Source organism: Pedobacter frigoris, assembly GCF_005116445.1.
In the GTDB taxonomy this organism is placed as follows: Bacteria; Bacteroidota; Bacteroidia; order Sphingobacteriales; family Sphingobacteriaceae; genus Pedobacter; species Pedobacter frigoris.
Genome location: NZ_SWBQ01000002.1, coordinates 244,768 through 262,305 on the forward strand (window position 1 = coordinate 244,768; position 17,538 = coordinate 262,305).

A 17,538-nucleotide genomic window follows, 5' to 3' on the forward strand; every position below is an offset into this window, starting at 1 on the left:
TTTTTATACTTAAATTATCACCTATAAATGGGTTTATTTAATTGGTTTACGCAAGAGGTTGCTATCGACTTAGGTACCGCAAACACCTTGATCATACATAACGATAAAGTAGTAGTTGATGAACCTTCAATTGTTGCTTTTGACAGACAAACAAATAAGATTATAGCTATTGGCCGACAGGCCATGCAGATGGAAGGTAAGACGCACGACAATATCCGTACGGTCAGGCCTTTGAAAGACGGTGTTATCGCCGACTTTAATGCTGCTGAAGCCATGATCAAAGGTATGATCCGCATGTTAAACGGCGGTAAAGGCTGGATGTTTCCTTCTTTGAGAATGGTAATCTGTATTCCTTCGGGCATTACAGAGGTAGAGAAACGTGCGGTAAGGGATTCGGCAGAAATTGCCGGTGCGAAGGAAGTATACCTGATCCACGAACCAATGGCTGCAGCTGTGGGTATTGGTATTGATGTGGAAGAACCAATGGGTAATATGATCATTGATATAGGTGGCGGTACAACAGAAATTGCTGTAATCGCATTATCAGGTATTGTATGCGACCAGTCTATCCGCGTAGCGGGTGATAACTTTGACTCTGATATTGTTAATTATATCCGTCGCCAGCACAACATCATGATTGGTGACCGTACAGCTGAGAAAATTAAGATCGAAGTTGGCGCTGCATTGCCTGAGCTTCAGGATCCTCCTGCTGATTTTGCAGTACAGGGAAGGGATTTGATGACAGGTGTGCCTAAGCAGATCACAGTTTCTTACACAGAAATTGCACATTGCCTTGACAAGTCAATTTCAAAGATTGAAGAAGCAATTCTTAAAGCATTGGAGATCACTCCTCCTGAGCTTTCCGCTGATATTTACCAGACTGGTATTTACCTTACCGGTGGTGGCGCATTGCTTCGCGGGTTGGATAAACGTGTGGCGGCAAAAACTAAGTTACCTGTTCACGTTGCAGAAGATCCTCTTCGTGCGGTTGTACGCGGTACAGGTATCGCCTTGAAAAACATAGGTGGTTTTAAATTTTTAATGCAGTAAGGAGATTTACGATATTAGAATTACGATTGAAGATTTATGAATAGCGAACTTCTAAAACAAAGAACAAAAGCATATTCAATATCAATCGCTAAATTTATAATTGATTTACCAGTCAATATTATTAATAGAAATTATTCAAATCAGCTAATTAGGTGTTCAAGCTCTGTAGGTGCAAATTATCGGGCAGCATGCAGAGCAAAATCAACTGCTGATTTTTTAAATAAATTGAAGATTGTTGAAGAGGAATTAGATGAAACTATGTTTTTTCTGGAACTATTGAAGGAATTTAATCCAGCTTTAGTTCCAGAAATTAAAAAAAACTGGGATGAAGGAAATGAGCTGTTATCTATTATTGTTGCCTCAATTATGACAATACGTAACAAAGCACAAATTCTAAAATCATAAATTAAACGGTAGCAATATTCGTAAATCAAAAATCAAAAATCGTAAATCAAAATGCGTAACCTTTGGATCTTCATAAGCAGATATAACGCGTTTTTCTTTTTCATCATTTTCTTTTCCTTAGGTATATTCCTGACGATAAAAAACAACGCTTACCAGCGCAGTGTAACGGTAAACTCTACCAATAAGGTAGTGGGTGATGTTTACAATAACCTCAATGTCTTAAAGAAATACATCAACCTGGGTACGGTGAATGATAGTCTGGCTGCTGAAAATGCCAAACTGAAAACTACCATTCTTGCAATGCAGCATGTCGATACGGCTAAGGATGTCCTTGTAAAAGATACTGCCGGCGTACCTCAATATACTTATTTGTCGGCACGGGTAATTAAGAATTCCATTACCAACCGTAATAACTTCATCACCATCAACAAAGGTAAAGCAGATGGCCTCGCGGAAGGCATGCCGGTGATTTCGCCGGGAAGAGGTGTTGTAGGTTCTATCAAAGATGTTTCAGAGCACCTGGCAACCATTCAATCGCTGTTGCACAAAAACACCTACATCAGCGTAAGTGTAAAGAACACAAAAGCTTTTGGTTCAATGGTCTGGGGAGAAAACAATTTTGATTACAGAAAAGCGCAGATCAAAGAGATTCCTAATCATTTTAAACTGAAACTGAAGGATACCATCATTACTTCGATGTATTCCAAATACCCTTTGGGTACTTTAGTGGGTGTAGTAAGCAATCCGGGCATTTCACAGGGAGAGAATTTTAAAACTGTAGAAGTGACCTTGTTTAACGATTTCAGCTCCTTACAATATGTATATGTGATTAAGAATAAATTTGCAAAAGAACAGGAAGAATTAGAAGCAAAATTGCCGAATGAACAGTAAATTAATATTGGTAAATATAGTACGGTGGTTTGTACTCCTTTTGTTTCAGATCCTCTTGCTGAGGAACCTGAGCTTCTACAACATGGCCACACCTTTTGTATATGTGTTATTCTTGTTGCTGCTTCCTTTTGGTATTCCCAATCTGTTGCTTTACCTGATTGCATTTATTACAGGGCTTACACTGGATGCGTTTTATGATACGTTGGGTGTACATACCGCCGCCTGCGTGATGCTTGCTTTTGTGAGGATCTCATTTATTGCAGTTACGGTAAACCGTGATGGCTTTGATGAGCCGGAGCCTACTCTTGGTAATATGGGATTTAAATGGTTCCTGTTTTATGCGGTCCTGTGTGTATTCTCACATCATATTGTACTGTTCTTTTTAGAGACCTTCAGGCTTACTGAATTTTCTTACACGCTTTTGAGGAGCTTGACGAGCAGCATCTTTACGCTTTTTGTGGTTATACTGATAGAGTTTATATTTTACAACAGAAAGGCGCGCTAATGGACAATTACAATCTGTTTAACCGAAAATACGTGATACAGGGGTTATTCATTGCAATTGGCCTTATTTTACTCGGCACTTTATTTTATATACAGGTTTATAGCGATAAGTATTTCCTCTCTGCTAAAAGTAATGTCTTGCGCCCTATTTATACTTTTCCGGCACGAGGGGTTATCCTGGACCGCAAGGAAAGGATTTTGGTTCAGAATGAGCCTGTTTACGATTTGATGGCCATTCCTAATGATGTTCCGGAATTTGATACAGTTGCGCTTTGTCAGATCATAGGTGTAGACACTGTAAAGTTTAGAAAAAACTTCCGGAAAGCGCGTAAGCTGTCAGCATTCCAGCCCAGTATTATAGAGAAACAACTTTCGGTACAGACTTACCAGTCCTTATCCGAACAACTCTCCAGGTTTCCAGGATTCTTTGTACAAAGCAGAACGATGAGGCAATATCCCGATAGCATTGCCGCCCATTTCCTGGGTTACATCAAAGAAGTAACACCTGACGACATTAAGAATTCCGGAGGTTATTACCGTCCCGGTGACTACAACGGAAAGATAGGTGTTGAAAAATATTATGAAACATTTCTTCGCGGGGAAAGAGGTGTAGTGAATATGCTTTATAATGCGAAGAATGTACCTAAAGGTAGTTACGCTGATGGAAAATTCGACACCGCAGCGGTTTCGGGAGATCAGTTGATTTCCTCCTTAGATGCACAACTACAAAAGCTAGGTGAGCAGCTGATGAGAAACAAAGTTGGTGCAATTGTAGCGATCGAACCGGCTACTGGTGAATTACTGGCGTTTGTTAGCAGCCCTAGTTATGACCCCAATTTATTGGTAGGCCGCCAATCGGGAAACAATTATATGAAGATTGTCGGAGAGCCTAACAAGCCACTTACCATCCGTCCTATTAAAGGACATTATTCGCCGGGTTCCGCATTTAAGCCCCTAGATGCGCTAATTGGTTTGCAGGAAGGTGTTATTGATCCAAATACGACCTTCTACTGCCCCGGATACTTTATGGCAGGCAAGCAAAAGATCAGATGTGAACATCAGGATTTTGATATTGCCTTGAGAAGAGGTCTGGCCAGATCATGCAATACCTATGCCTGCTATGTTTTTCAAAAGCTGATTACTCAGAAAAAATATAAGAATCAGCGGATCGCTTATCAAGCCTGGTATGAAAAAGTTAAAAAGTGGGGATTAGGATCGCCGCTGGATGTTGATTTACCGTTCGAAAGAAGCGGAACGTTATATACCGCTGAACAATATAATAAGCTGTATAAAAACCGCTGGGGGTATACCAACATAATCTCCTTAGGAATTGGCCAGGGCGAAATGGCTGCCACCCCGCTTCAAATGGCCAATATAATGGCAATCATCGCAAACAGGGGATATTATATTAAGCCCCATTTGATCAAGTCAATTGGTAAAAATCATGCCATTAAAAAAGAGTACGTAAAGAAAAACTACGTTGATATTGAGGCAAGGCATTTTGAACCAGTCATCGATGGTATGCAGGACGCAGTAAATGCATCTTGGGGCACTGCGATTGCATCAAGGATCCCAAATATTATCTTGTGTGGTAAAACAGGAACTGTACAGAACTCACGTGGTAAAAATCACTCTGTCTTTATTGGTTTCGCCCCAAGGGACAATCCTAAGATAGCCATTGCAGTAATAGTAGAAAATGCAGGATTTGGAAGTACCTATGCGGCTCCTATGGCAAGTTATATGGTAGAAAAATACCTTAGAGACAGCATTACAGGAAGTAGGGCACAGGAAGTAGAATGGATGAAGAAAAAAGTAATGTTACCAGACCCACCCAAACCCAAAATCAAACCCGGCACAAAGCTTACGGATTCTACAAAAAAAGACACTACAGGTAAAGTTCCGGTTAGTCCCGCCACTCCTGTTAAGCGTGTCATTTCAGATGTAAAGCCAACTAATTTAACAAAGCAAGTAACCAGTACAAAATGAACAATCAGCAAGGAAACCGTTTCTTCTTTAATGTAGATTGGATCACCATTCTGATTTACATGGCACTTTGTACCATTGGCTTTGTGAATATTTACGCTTCTTTATACAATGAGGCAAATACGTCGATGTTCAACTTTTCAACTGATTCAGGAAAACAGCTGATTTTTATACTCGCCGGACTTGTTCTTGGATTTTCCATATTGTTATTTGACGCCAAGTTTTTCAGTGTCTTCTCTCCCATTGTTTATGGCGTAACAATGTTTTTGCTTATTGTGGTGCTTTTTGTCGGGAAAAAAATCGGTGGAAACCAAGCCTGGATACCTCTCCCGGGTGGTTTTAGATTGCAGCCTTCGGAGTTTGCAAAATTTGGAACGGCACTGCTACTTGCTAGATACATCAGTAACTTTAATCCAAAGTTCAGAGATTTTAAATCGATTGCCTTTGCTGCACTCATTATAGGGATCCCACTTCTTTTGATCATGTTACAGCCAGATACAGGTTCTGCATTGGTATTCCTCGCTTTTATGTTTCCGATGTACAGGGAGGGCCTGTCGGGCTATTTTCTGTTGATCTTCCTGGGAATGATAGTATTGTTCGTTGCCGATTTCCTGGTTCCTATGTCTGTCCTCGTTCCGGTGATACTGGCAATTGGCGGGATATTCATTTATCAGAACAGGCGCAAGCAAAAGATCATGTTCTCTGCCATTGCAGTTACAGTAATAGCGATCGCTTATTTGTTTGTGGTGAAACTGGCCTATGATAAAGTATTAAAACCTCATCAAAGGAACCGTATAGAAGTGATGCTGGGATTGAAACTGGATCCAAAAGGTGTAGCCTATAATGTGATCCAGTCTAAGATTGCCATTGGCTCCGGACAGCTTACAGGCCGTGGCTTCCTGCAAAACACACAGGCCAAATATGGTTATGTGCCCGCAAAAAGTACCGACTTTATTTTCTCTACCATTGGTGAAGAATGGGGATTTATAGGTTCATTTACCGTCATCGGGTTGTACCTGTTCTTGTTGATTAGATTGGTCAATCTTGCCGAGCGACAGCGATCTTCTTTTTCACGCGTATACGGCTATTGCGTGGCCTGTATACTATTCTTCCACGTATTCATTAATATTGGCATGGCGATCGGTATTGTGCCCGTTATCGGCATTCCATTGCCATTTATCAGTTATGGAGGATCTTCATTGTGGAGCTTTACCATACTCTTGTTTATATTTCTGAAACTGGATTCTAACCGGATGGGCTTTATTTAAGGAAGCTGAGATTTCACCCCAAATAGCCTGAAATCTCACCCCTTCCAAACGGAGACTGTTGATATATTTGAATACAACCCAAACCACATCAATATGAGAGCCATAAACAAAACACTGATACTAACGGGACTATCTATAGTATTTATTACTTCGATAGCCTGTAAGAAAAGTAAAGCTGTAAAACAAGAACCGATTGAAGAGAAACCAGCAGTTACAGATTACAGGCCTGCCCATATCATTAAAGACTATAATCTCTTTTGGCAGGATGAATTTAATGGCAGTACATTAGACCTCACAAAATGGAAATATAGGGCAGAGGGTTCTGTAAGGCAACACGCAACCGTTTCCAGGAACACCATTTCCCTGGATGGGAAAGGCAATCTGCTCATCAAGGTCACTAAAGACGAATCAGGGAAGTATTATGTAGGCCAGACCACTACTGACGGTCTGTTTTCTACCCGCTATGGGTATTTCGAATGTCGTGCAAAAATGAATAGCAGTATCGGGCCACACGTTGCCTTCTGGCTGCAATCGAATACCATGGGAACCACAACAAATGATCCTGCCAACAATGGTGTAGAGATAGACATCTTTGAATACCACCGTAAAACACCGGATAAAATAAACCATAACCTGCATTGGGATGGCTATGGGACTGCTCATAAAACCAAGGAAACTGTAGTGGCTGCAAAAAATATAGACGACGGACAGTTCCATACGTTTGCATTAGAGTGGACTGAAACGCAATACGTCTTCTATGTAGATGGAATAGAAACATGGCGCACCACTGAGGCGATCTCAAAAATACCGGAATATATTATCTTAAGTACAGAGTTGACCGGCTATGGAGGCACTCCTTCCTTAGGGACTTATCCCGATCAGATCACCTTTGATTATGTACGTGTGTACAAACCGAAATGAGAATTAGCTCTCTGGAAAACGCTGCTTTAATAAATCATAGAACTTATCGACGGTAGCCTGCTTTGCCTCCCAGTTGTTCTTTTGTGCATAGTTATTCTTCAAAAATGTGTCAGCCGTTTTCAGGTCAGGCATTTTATTGATCAGGTCTATCGCCTCAGAATAAGCGAGGTTATAACCATTGAAGAGGTCTTTTATGTAAAGTAGCTTTTCATTCAGATTGATTGCCCCTTTCAAATCTGCAATCGTTGGCTTCATAGCATTTTCATCATTGATACCGGGTGCATGAGAACTGCCATTTTTAGCCGCAAGAAGATCATTTAAGGTAGGTCGTACCGCCGCTACGACCGGCTGAACGATCTTCTCTTCAACTTTATCAATAACGGGAGCCTCAACACGAACCCGAGGCACCTCTTTTTCTTCTACTTTATCAGCTGCAAATGCAGGCTGAGAAGACATTAAAAACGGCTCTGGGGCCATCTCTCCCTCTTCTTCCTCCTCTGCAGGAGCTGCTTCTTTTACGTTCTGCTTATGAGCAATAATTTGCTGCTCCTCGTCACTAAGCGGACGGTTAAATATCTCTACTACTGATTTTTTCTCTTCAAATTCGAACTTATCAGTTTCAGGTTCTTCGTTTAAAATAAATTTAAATGTGGGGGTGGTATTGTCCAGCGGCTGAACATCTTCCTGTTGAAGTTCTTCCCTTTCAATCTGTTCAAATGCAGGAGCCTCGACAGCAGCAATCACCTCTTCAGGTTGCTCTGCCTCCTCCTCTGCAAATTCATCCAGGTTGGTGATCGTCTCTTCTTCAATTCTTAAAGGCTCCTCATAAACCCGGGCTATTTCCTGTTGTACCGGTACGGCTTCAATTTTCGACTCCTCATGAGCAGGCAGTTCCTTTAAAGCCTTGTTGTTGTTTATTTTTCTTACAATCTGGACATGATCAGATAAAAAGTTAGCGTTTGCCAGAAAAAGCTCCAGCTCCAACTCATTAAGCTGTTGTGGATTCTGAGCTAAAAAATCGTACTGATCCTGCAGTTCGTTTAGTATCTGTCCTATCTTTTTAAAAATATCCTCTTGGTTCATCATAGTTTAATAACGGGAAAATTGACTTTTTATGTTGGTAACTTAACACTCAAAAGTACTACAAAATTCTGATATTAGCTCCCTTAAAGTACCACAGTACACATGTTATTCAGCGAACAAAATTACAGAAGAGGAGAATTTTGCGGCAGCATAGAAGTAATTTGCGGCTCTATGTTCTCGGGCAAAACGGAAGAATTACTGAGAAGATTGAGAAGGGCACAGATCGCGAAGCTGAAAGTCGAAATTTTTAAACCCAAAACCGATACCAGGTATGATGAGCATGCCGTAGTATCCCACGACCTGAATTCTATTCAGTCTACCCCGGTGGAAACCTCCTCATCGATTTTACTATTAAATGCTGATACTCAGGTAGTGGGTATAGATGAGGCACAATTTTTTGATGAAGACCTGCCTGAAGTTTGCAATAAACTTGCTCAGAAAGGAATCAGGGTTATTGTAGCCGGTTTGGATATGGATTTTCGAGGTAATCCTTTCGGCCCCATCCCTGCGTTGATGGCCATAGCAGAACTCGTAACCAAAGTAAATGCTGTTTGCGTACGCTGCGGTAGTCCGGCGATGTATTCATTTCGCACAGCTGCCAGCGAGGCCAAAGTATTACTCGGCGAAAAGGATAGCTATGAACCCCGCTGCAGACGTTGCTTTCATTTAAGTGACAGTGCAATAAACTTAAACTAACACCTTAATTAAGGTGCCGGTTGTTTTAAGGTCCATTCACAAGTATCTTCCAGCCATTTTCCTTTCACCTTAGACTTTACCAGGATGGTATTCTTGCCCGGCTTCAGTAATACATTCTCCCACAGTATGGTATTGAGGTCATTTTTCTCTTTTTTACCGTATTCCTTTCCATTCACCCAGAGCTCTGCATTTTGAACGTTGGCAAAAACCTTAACACTTGCGGCAGGCTTTGTCCGCTCTGTATTTCTTCGCTCTGCGATATACAGCATTGGTTCGGGATTCCAGTTTGCTTTATAAAAATAGAAGGCATCCTTTTTAATTGAACGGTCGTAAGTAACCAGACCTTTATCATTGATAGCGTCATGATCACCTTCTGTTCTTATAGATGACCCAAAATCGGCAAGAACCCAAATGAACTTACCCCAGATGAATGGTCTCTTCTTAAATTCTGCCCAATGCTTTTCATGAAATGCGGTCTGCCATTCTTCAGGATGAAACCTTCCTTTTGGAGAAGGCTTTTCCAATCCCTCTGTGTGTTTAAAAGGACTTGCCCCGGCGCCATATTCACTGACCGAAATGGGTTTATCCGGTATAGTTTGATGTACTTCATCTGCCCATGCGCCTACCTCATCGAAGTCTCCACCATACCAGCCAAAGTACTGGTTCCAGCCCATCAGGTCAGTCAGGTCTTTAAACTCATTGGCGCCCAGATTGGAAGCTAATGTAGTGAGGCGACTTGGATCTTCCTTTTTTGCGAGGGCATTGAGCTCCCTGATAAATGGTTGAGGGTCGTCATAGTTTAGTTTCAATTCATTAAACATCCCCCAGAAACAAATAGAAGGATGGTTATAATTTTGCCTGATCAGTTCGATCAGCATGGTTCTGATGTTATTTTCCAGATTTGGATTTTTCATGTATCCCGCTCCCGTATAACCGCCGGGACCTACAAATGGGATCTCTGACCAGAGCACGATACCATTCTGGTCACACAGGTCATAAAAATGCCGGTTTTGAGGATAATGGGTTAAGCGTCCAGCAGTGGCACCCAATTCTTTGATGAGATTCATGTCATTGTCATGATCAGCATTTGTAAGCGCTGAGCCCTTTCCCGACACATCCTCATGCCTTCCGACACCATATAAATCCAGGTATTTGCCGTTTAAGAAGAAGCCTTTGTCGGGATCGACATGAAAATACCGAAGCCCCAAAGGCTGGGAGATCTGGTCGATCACTTTATTATCCTTTAATAAAAGAACCTCAGCGGTATAGAGATAGGGATCAGATTTGGCATTCCACAAATGCGGCTTTATGATCTTAAAAGGCTGTTTGACCTCATTTGTATTGACATCACTGATGATACTCAGCGACGAGGAAACGATTTTTTTATTCTGATCATAGATGGTCGTTTTCAACGACAATCCGTTTCCGTTCTTTAGTGAAAGTTTACTGGAAACTTCTATTTCCGCTGATTGATCCGAGACTGCCTTCTGGCTAACATATACTCCTGAAGATCCGTAATCCAATGGCGTGATGCAATCCTGATCGGTGATGATCAAAGAAGCAGGGCGATGAATACCCCCATAAAGATTAAAATCACCATGCAGAGGGATCACATCCAGGCGGTAGGCATTACTTACCTGCACTGTTATTGAATTGCTTCCGGGTTTTACATAATTGGTGACCTCCAGGCAAAAGCCTGTGTATCCGCCATAGTGCTCCCCCACAAATTTATTGTTCACCAATATGGTGGCTACGCTGTTCACTCCTTCAAAGTAGAGGAAAAGCCGTTTACCTTTCCATTCTGGTTTTACCTCCAGCGTATTTTCATAAATGGCTGATGTCCGGTTATAATCTGCCACACCCTTTAATGTTTCCTGCGCATTCCAGGTGTGTGGCAGATTTACTTTTTCCTTTTTAATATTCTGTTCAAAATTATACGTAAAGTAAAATTGCCAGTCGCTGTTTAAAGAAATGGATTGTCGGCCTGGATCAATCGGTGCTGCTGTTGCTTTTAGACTAAAAGCAAGGCTAAAAATAATAAGGGATCTGGTAATGATACTTTTAATATGCATGGTATAAAATTGTTCTTTCTTGTATTTTAATTATTAAAAGCAGAGGATGTCTTTCAGACATCCTCATACCTTTCTACTAACTAACCATATCTTACCAGCCAGGGTTTTGTACCAGCGCCGGACTTCTTCCTATCTCTAAACTTGTGATTGGGAACAAGTAAAATCTTTTATTGAACAGGTAATTGTACCTGATTACTGTAGAATAGTTAAAGGTTCCATTGGCATTTTTTGTGATGTAAGTGGCCTCCGCAGGGTAATTCAATTCTACCTCTGCTGTTTTCCAGCGGCGTACATCCCACATGCGGTGCTCTTCAAAGGCAAGTTCAATTTTATACTCGTCCTGAATTACTTTTCTCATTTCCTCAGTAGTCATGTTAGGTTTCAGACCATAGCTGTCATCAACACCTGCATCGATGCCAGCCCTGACACGGATTTGCTTTAAAGCATCATAAACATCGGAAACAGGTCCTGAGTATTCATTTTTAGCTTCTGCATATCCAAGCAATATCTCGGCATAGCGCAGCAATGGCCAGCATCTTTCAGTTTGTCCCGTACCATCCTCATTCAGCATTTTGCGGATAAAGTATCCGGTAGCCACCCCACCGGATGCAGGCATGGCATCAGCAGTAGTTGCGCCTACATGTGTCCATATTTTAACTTTTGCATTGCTGGTATTGAACCAGTCGGCGCCATTGTAAATGATACTGTTATAAAATCTTGGATCACGGTTGCTATACGGATTTGCCGGATCATATAGTGAATTAGGGTCATCAATCGGCAGTCCGTTTTTCATGAAATACGACCTTACCATGCGTTCTGTAGGTACAGCACGGTAACCATCACCTAGCGATGGAACACGCAGCCAGCTTTCAAGTGTGGTATTTCTTCCTTCCATTTTCGCAAGAATATACTCCATATTGTACCTGATCTGGAAGGTTCTGTAATAACCGTATCCTTTGCGCGTAGTATTGTCTACGTACAATTGATAAATACCCAGGTTTTTAACAGCTTCCATAGCCTGCAAAGCTTTGTTCCATCTTTCCTTATCATAGGTGGGATAAGAGGTAAGCGCTTTTAGCACAGGGTCTGTCGATGTAGAACCACCGTTGAATAACGGACTTGCAGCGTACAACAACATACGGGCCTTTACTGCCAATGCAGCTCCTTTAGTTGCCTTGCCGTAATCCTCTGCCAGCTGGGTTTCTACCGGCGGCAGATCCTGTGCGGCAGCGTCAAGTTCTGAGGTGATGTAATTCACACATTCCTCAAAAGTATTCCTGGGAATATCAATTTCATCGGCAATATCAAATACCTTATCCCCTATCAAAGGCATTCCTCCATAGGTACGCACCAGCAAAAAGTAGTACCAGGCTCTTAAAAATCTTGCCTGCGCGATCATGTATTTTTTTCTAGGCGCAGAGATTGGACTCTCGTTGATACGGCTCATCAGCAGGTTAGACCTACGGATATTTTGCCACGGCACATTCCAGTTCTCTACTACTCCGGCGACAACTACTTCTGCCGTTAAATTCCCAAGGGCCATCAATGGAGCTGTGTTTTGAGCGCCATTGTAACGCTGAGGGCTTGCCTCATTACCAGTGACCATATGTCCTCCGGCTGCATACCTGGATAAGCCCTGGTATCCATCGCTCATCTGAAAGGTAAAACCGATATCATAATAAATCCTGTGCAAAAAGTTAACTGTATTTGCACTGTCTTGAAATACTGCATCCGCAGTAAGGTCATTAGATACTTTAGGATCTAGATAATCATCCCCTTTTTTACAAGCATATAGCATAACTACTGCTACTGCCAATAATGCTATTTTTTGAATATTTCTTTTCATGACGATCTGATTAGAATGAAACATTGATACCTAAATTGAATGTGCGTTGCGCAGGATACCCTGTATTTGCGCCACCTACCGATTCCGGATCTATCTGGTATTTTTTATTCACGTTTGTTTTGGTGAACAATAAGTTGCCGTTGGTATATACCCTTACGCCTCTTAAACCAATTGGCTTAACCCAAACATCAGGTAGTTGGTACGAAAGCTCTGCTGTCCTTAACCTCAGATACCAGGCATTGATCAGCCAGAAATCAGAGAAGTTGGTACGTGCATCGTTAATTAATGTACCTCCAAGCGCCGGAAACTGTGCAGTCTCCGCTGTCGCAGGCGTCCATCTTTCTAAGTGCAATGGCTGAAAATTGTTGAATCCTAAACCTTCAGAGTTCAATGCCACACTAAAGTTGTAAGATCCCTGGAAGGCAAGGTTTAAACCTATCCCTTTGTAATTGAACCCAAGGTTCAAACCAAGTACGTTTACAGGCAAACTTGAATTGCCGATAGCCTGTCTGTCGTATGCGTCGATGATTAGGTCGCCATTGATGTCCCTATACTTCAAATCTCCAGCTCTCGGTGAAATTACCGGTTTAGCAACAGTCGGATCAGTAATGTCCACAATTGAATAGAATCCATTGAACAGGTAACCGAAGTTTTGTCCGATAGAATGCCCTGTTTCAGCCAGCCATGGGTAACGCGGTTGCGCCTCATCTTTTTCTATGATGGTGTTTTTTGTGAAACTAAATGTAGCATTGATATTGTAGTTGAAATTCTTAACCGTATTTCTGTAGGTGATCTCTCCGTCCCATCCATTTCTTTTCACAATACCAAGATTTACCGGAGGCAGTGCCACACCGAAGATTCCGGATACACTTGACCTGTTGGTCAGGATATCATAACGTTTGCCATAAAATCGGTCTACGACGAAGTTTAGCTTGTTTTTAAACATGTTTACATCCAGACCTATATTCGTCTGCAAATCCTTTTCCCAGGTTACATTTAGGTTAGCCAGACGTCCTTCAATAACACCATTAGATGTTGTTCCGGGAGTTTGTCCAAACTGTGTTCCTGCTCCTGTAGTATAGGTTTGCTGGTATACGTAGCCGAAGTTTCCTGCTACACCATCATTTCCGGTCAGACCGTGCGATCCCCGCAGTTTAAATACATCAACAAATGGTAATGCTTTATGAAAGAAACTCTCTTCCGCAACGTTCCAGCCCACAGAGGCTGCCGGGAACCAGCCATAACGATTGGCCTTCTCAAAACGGTCTGAGCCGTTGTATCCGCCGACAAACTCAATAAGATACTTTTGCTTATAATTATAACCCACACGCCCTGTATATCTTCTGTATACCCATGGCAGGTTTGTTCCGTCACGCCCAACATCCGATTTCTGATCAATCAATGCTGTAGCATAAACCCTATGGTCACCAAAATTATGATCGTAGTTTAACATAGGTTGCACCTGCAATACTTTTAATGCCAGGTTAATTCCTGAAGACAAAGAAAGCGGCGGCAACCTGTAAAGATTTGCTGTAGTCAACCGATAACTATTGTCTACCGGGTTGTAATAATAAGAAGGGAAACTTCCTCTGCTCAGAGACCTGGTATTGGTTTGGTTACTCGAGTAAGAAACCGTCAGTTTAGCAGAGAATCCTTCTGCAAGGAAATCCAGTTTCTGAGTTGCGCCAAACACGGCATTGAGGTCATTCGCATAAGATCTGCTATATCCCATGGTCGACAATTTACCTACGATATTTGATGAAGAATTGGATAGTTTTCCTTCGCCGAATGTACCGTTTGGATTGTAAATTGGGTAAGCATAAGGTGCCAGGATAAACAATTCCGTCATCAGCAAGCCACTATATATCGACCCTCCATTGATAGGAGAATTGGTTTGTCCGAAACGTCCGCTGACGTCTACCCTGAAAGAAAGGTTTTTATTGGCCTGGATATCAAGATTAGAACGGAAATTATAGCGTGAGTACCAGAAAGCATTGTTAAAGCCCGAATATTCACCAAAGTTTTTAAACATACCATCCTGCGACACGTATCCTCCCGAGATGAAATACTTCACCGTATTGCTACCTCCCGAGATGTCTATGTTCGTACGCATTTGAGGAGCTGATTTTTCAGTCAGTTCACCCCACCAGTCCACATCAGGATGTCCGTAAGGGTCAGCGCCCGATTTAAACAACTCCAGGTCTGCCGGTGTAAAAGTTGTAGTTGCCTGTCCTCCGTTTGTTTCGCTTTCTGTCAGCAACAAAGCCGATTCATAAGAGCGTAAAAACTTAGGCCTGTAAGACCAGCTCTGTGTTGCAAATTCCTGTCTGAGGTTGATTGAAGGTACTCCGCTCTGCCCTCTTTTTGTGGTAATAACCAACACACCATTCGCACCTCTTAAACCATAAATTGCAGTGGATGCAGCATCCTTTAAAATGGAGATACTTTCAATCTCATTGGGATCCAGACGCTGAACATCACTCATATTGTATTCAATATCATCAACAATGATCAGGGCATTGTTGGAGCTTCCCAGCGCTGTGGTTCCTGCAACACTACTACTTGAACCGTTTGCTGCATTGACTCCGACATAAGAAGACACCCCACGAATGAAAAACTGGGATGCATCAAGTCCCGGCTGACCGCTTCTTTGCACTGCAAAAAAACCTGGCAGTCGGCCTACCAATGAATTCTGAACACTGGTGCTTGGATTTTGCTTCAGTTCTTTATTGGTGATGGTACTTACAGAACCCGTATTGGTTAATTTCTTCTGGGTACCATACCCCACCACAATGATCTCTTCAAGACCTTTTGTATCTTCGGCGAGATTGACAAACACCGTTTTCGCATTAGGCGCCACCGTAACTTCCTTAGTCAGGTATCCGATCAGTTTAACCACCAATACATTCCCTCTTCTCAAAGTAATTGAAAACTGGCCCTTATCATCCGTCGTCCCACCATTTTGCAGCAGTCCCTTTTCATATATACTCGCTCCGGGCAGCGGGCCTTTAGCATCTGATACTGTGCCCGTAACTGTACGCGTCTGTGCCTGGACTACGCCAGTATGCATTGTTAAAAATGCGCACAATACACCTACAAAAGCATTAAATAAACATTTCTTCATCATGATCATATTTATATTAAAAATCATCGTCTTAATTAATTTACCAACCGGTATTTTGGATCAGCTTGTCACTCTTGACAACCTCGCTGTAAGGGAGCGGGTACAGATACATCTTCGGCGCTGTAAATACCGCAGTAATTACATTTTCCCTCGTGTAAGTGAGTGCTCCTGTAGTTGCATTCTTTGTAATCCTAATACCAGTAAGCGGTTTATTTAATACCTGTTCAGCAATCTTCCATCTTCTGATGTCCCAGAAGCGTTGTTCTTCGAAAGCCATTTCCACGCGTCGTTCATGACGGATGACCTCTCTCAGCTCATCTTTTGTTTTTGTTCTTGCAATGGCGAATGGACTTAAACCTGCCCTTCTTCTAATAGACTCAACTGCAGCAAACACATCTTCTGCCGGGCCCGAAAACTCATTCTTCGCCTCTGCAAAATTCAGCAGCACTTCCGCATATCTGAAGATTGGAAAATTGTGTGTAACTGTAGCATAAGTACTTCCAGATGGGTTATTGCCCAAAAATTTGCGTGCGTAATAACCGGTACGTGTTTGTCTGGCAACACCTCCTGGTCTGTCCTTACCACCATCAAAAGTTTCTACCGGTCTTCCCAACCAGGTCATCCCATTATGGAATATGGTCAGGTAAAAACGAGGGTCTCTGCCAGCATAAGGATTAGAAGCAATATAACCTGAAGTATTGTCATCAATAGACTTACCATTCGCCATTTCGAAAGCCCTTACCAATTCTTCTGTTGGGCTGGTCTGTCCCTGACTGGTTGTATTATTGGCAATATAGCCTACCGGAGCATTTGCGTACTCTACTGTATTATTGTTGGCCTGCTGTTGTGCAAAAATGATCTCCCTGCTGGTTCTTGAAGTAAATGCATTGATGTATGATGTTTCCAATGCAAACTTACCAGTTGCAATTTTAGTAATGTCTTCCGCAGCGGTGTAAGCAGCCTTCCATTTGTCCAGGTCGTTATTGACATTGAATAACGGACTCGCAGCGTATAACAATGCCTTGGCTTTCAACGCCATTGCTGCACCCTTAGTCGCTCTTCCTAAATTGGTGTTATCTATAGGGTCAGTTCTAAGATCCGGAATAATTGCATCACATTCGGTCACTATATAGTTCACACACTCATCATAAGTATTGCGGGCAATATTCATATCATCAGTATAATTGAAGACCTTATCTCCAATTAAGGGTACGCCGCCGTAACGTTTTATGAGTTCAAAATAAAGCAAAGACCTTAGAAACCTCGCTTCAGCTTTCCAGTAGCCTTTATTAGCTGCATTGGATGCGATTAGGTTGATCTTGTCCATATTTGCCAGTAAGATATTGGCCGACCTGATACCCGCATAGTTTTTTGCATATGCATCGTCAGGGTTATTATTTGAGGTCAGCGTTGATCTTGTAAAACGCTCAACAGTTGTATTTAACGCCGAAGCAATGGCATCATCAGAACCTGCATCCAGGTAATTTGAACTGATCCTGTTATATCCAACAGGAATATTAGCGTAGATGCCATTTAAGTATTGCTCTGTATAAAACCCGATAGAATCAGTTGGGTCAAACACATTGTCTTCTTTTAAATTCTGCAATGGCTCACTCTCGATTACATCCTTTTTGCAGGAAAAGAAAACCAAGGTGCAGGTAAACAGAAATATATAATTTAAGTTTTTCATATCCA

Annotated in this window: 13 protein-coding genes; 8 read left to right on the top strand and 5 right to left on the bottom strand. The window is 42.0% G+C overall.

The features are described from left to right. The first annotated feature begins 27 nt into the window (after positions 1-27). The 7 genes from FA047_RS07470 (at position 28) to FA047_RS07500 (ending at position 7,022) form a co-directional block, all read left to right on the top strand. Positions 28-1,050, top strand: a complete 1,023-nt coding sequence (locus FA047_RS07470) for a rod shape-determining protein (RefSeq protein WP_048907325.1) — start codon at positions 28-30, stop codon at positions 1,048-1,050. Between the two features lie 36 nt (positions 1,051-1,086). Next, positions 1,087-1,455: a four helix bundle protein gene (locus FA047_RS07475; protein WP_136835359.1), complete on the top strand. Its 369-nt coding sequence runs from the start codon at positions 1,087-1,089 to the stop codon at positions 1,453-1,455. Positions 1,456-1,506: 51 nt separating this feature from the next. Continuing rightward, a complete protein-coding gene (gene mreC / locus FA047_RS07480) occupies positions 1,507-2,346 on the top strand; it encodes a rod shape-determining protein MreC (protein ID WP_136835360.1) in 840 nt (279 codons plus the stop codon). Beyond that, the gene (gene mreD / locus FA047_RS07485) at positions 2,336-2,851 is read left to right on the top strand and encodes a rod shape-determining protein MreD (RefSeq protein WP_136835361.1); all 516 of its coding nucleotides are present in this window, start codon (positions 2,336-2,338) and stop codon (positions 2,849-2,851) included. Before mreC ends, mreD begins: the two co-directional genes overlap by 11 nt. Further along, positions 2,851-4,836 (top strand): penicillin-binding protein 2, encoded by a 1,986-nt coding sequence (gene mrdA / locus FA047_RS07490; protein ID WP_136835362.1) that lies wholly within the window; start codon positions 2,851-2,853, stop codon positions 4,834-4,836. The genes mreD and mrdA overlap by 1 nt, the downstream gene beginning before the upstream one ends. Next, the gene (gene rodA, locus FA047_RS07495; protein WP_136835363.1) at positions 4,833-6,101 is read left to right on the top strand and encodes a rod shape-determining protein RodA; all 1,269 of its coding nucleotides are present in this window, start codon (positions 4,833-4,835) and stop codon (positions 6,099-6,101) included. The genes mrdA and rodA overlap by 4 nt, the downstream gene beginning before the upstream one ends. Positions 6,102-6,194: 93 nt before the next feature. After that, the gene (locus FA047_RS07500) at positions 6,195-7,022 is read left to right on the top strand and encodes a glycoside hydrolase family 16 protein (RefSeq protein WP_136835364.1); all 828 of its coding nucleotides are present in this window, start codon (positions 6,195-6,197) and stop codon (positions 7,020-7,022) included. A gap of 3 nt (positions 7,023-7,025) precedes the next feature. On the opposite strand, the gene FA047_RS07505 is transcribed toward FA047_RS07500, so the two are convergent. After that, positions 7,026-8,108, bottom strand: a complete 1,083-nt coding sequence (locus FA047_RS07505; RefSeq protein ID WP_136835365.1) for a hypothetical protein — start codon at positions 8,106-8,108, stop codon at positions 7,026-7,028. A 99-nt stretch (positions 8,109-8,207) separates the two neighbouring features. Between FA047_RS07505 and FA047_RS07510 the strand changes: the two genes are divergently transcribed. Next, positions 8,208-8,801: a thymidine kinase gene (locus FA047_RS07510; RefSeq protein ID WP_136835366.1), complete on the top strand. Its 594-nt coding sequence runs from the start codon at positions 8,208-8,210 to the stop codon at positions 8,799-8,801. An 8-nt stretch (positions 8,802-8,809) separates the two neighbouring features. Here the strand turns inward: FA047_RS07510 and FA047_RS07515 are convergent, their stop codons facing one another. The 4 genes from FA047_RS07515 to FA047_RS07530 form a co-directional block, all read right to left on the bottom strand. Continuing rightward, positions 8,810-10,873, bottom strand: a complete 2,064-nt coding sequence (locus tag FA047_RS07515; RefSeq protein ID WP_136835367.1) for a glycoside hydrolase family 2 protein — start codon at positions 10,871-10,873, stop codon at positions 8,810-8,812. A gap of 91 nt (positions 10,874-10,964) precedes the next feature. Beyond that, the gene (locus FA047_RS07520) at positions 10,965-12,719 is read right to left on the bottom strand and encodes a RagB/SusD family nutrient uptake outer membrane protein (protein WP_169304350.1); all 1,755 of its coding nucleotides are present in this window, start codon (positions 12,717-12,719) and stop codon (positions 10,965-10,967) included. 10 nt (positions 12,720-12,729) lie between these two features. Beyond that, positions 12,730-15,846 (bottom strand): SusC/RagA family TonB-linked outer membrane protein, encoded by a 3,117-nt coding sequence (locus FA047_RS07525; RefSeq protein WP_169304351.1) that lies wholly within the window; start codon positions 15,844-15,846, stop codon positions 12,730-12,732. 37 nt (positions 15,847-15,883) lie between these two features. Then, complete coding sequence (locus FA047_RS07530) at positions 15,884-17,533, bottom strand: RagB/SusD family nutrient uptake outer membrane protein (protein WP_136835370.1); 1,650 nt, start codon at positions 17,531-17,533, stop codon at positions 15,884-15,886. Positions 17,534-17,538: the final 5 nt, after the last annotated feature.

Bases quoted from the DNA above. Each gene is read 5' to 3' on its own strand.
- FA047_RS07470 (WP_048907325.1), top strand. From the start codon at position 28: ATGGGTTTATTTAATTGGTTTACGCAAGAGGTTGCTATCGACTTAGGT.
- FA047_RS07475 (WP_136835359.1), top strand. From the start codon at position 1,087: ATGAATAGCGAACTTCTAAAACAAAGAACAAAAGCATATTCAATATCA.
- mreC (WP_136835360.1), top strand. From the start codon at position 1,507: ATGCGTAACCTTTGGATCTTCATAAGCAGATATAACGCGTTTTTCTTT.
- mreD (WP_136835361.1), top strand. From the start codon at position 2,336: ATGAACAGTAAATTAATATTGGTAAATATAGTACGGTGGTTTGTACTC.
- mrdA (WP_136835362.1), top strand. From the start codon at position 2,851: ATGGACAATTACAATCTGTTTAACCGAAAATACGTGATACAGGGGTTA.
- rodA (WP_136835363.1), top strand. From the start codon at position 4,833: ATGAACAATCAGCAAGGAAACCGTTTCTTCTTTAATGTAGATTGGATC.
- FA047_RS07500 (WP_136835364.1), top strand. From the start codon at position 6,195: ATGAGAGCCATAAACAAAACACTGATACTAACGGGACTATCTATAGTA.
- FA047_RS07505 (WP_136835365.1), bottom strand. From the start codon at position 8,108: ATGATGAACCAAGAGGATATTTTTAAAAAGATAGGACAGATACTAAAC.
- FA047_RS07510 (WP_136835366.1), top strand. From the start codon at position 8,208: ATGTTATTCAGCGAACAAAATTACAGAAGAGGAGAATTTTGCGGCAGC.
- FA047_RS07515 (WP_136835367.1), bottom strand. From the start codon at position 10,873: ATGCATATTAAAAGTATCATTACCAGATCCCTTATTATTTTTAGCCTT.
- FA047_RS07520 (WP_169304350.1), bottom strand. From the start codon at position 12,719: ATGAAAAGAAATATTCAAAAAATAGCATTATTGGCAGTAGCAGTAGTT.
- FA047_RS07525 (WP_169304351.1), bottom strand. From the start codon at position 15,846: ATGATGAAGAAATGTTTATTTAATGCTTTTGTAGGTGTATTGTGCGCA.
- FA047_RS07530 (WP_136835370.1), bottom strand. From the start codon at position 17,533: ATGAAAAACTTAAATTATATATTTCTGTTTACCTGCACCTTGGTTTTC.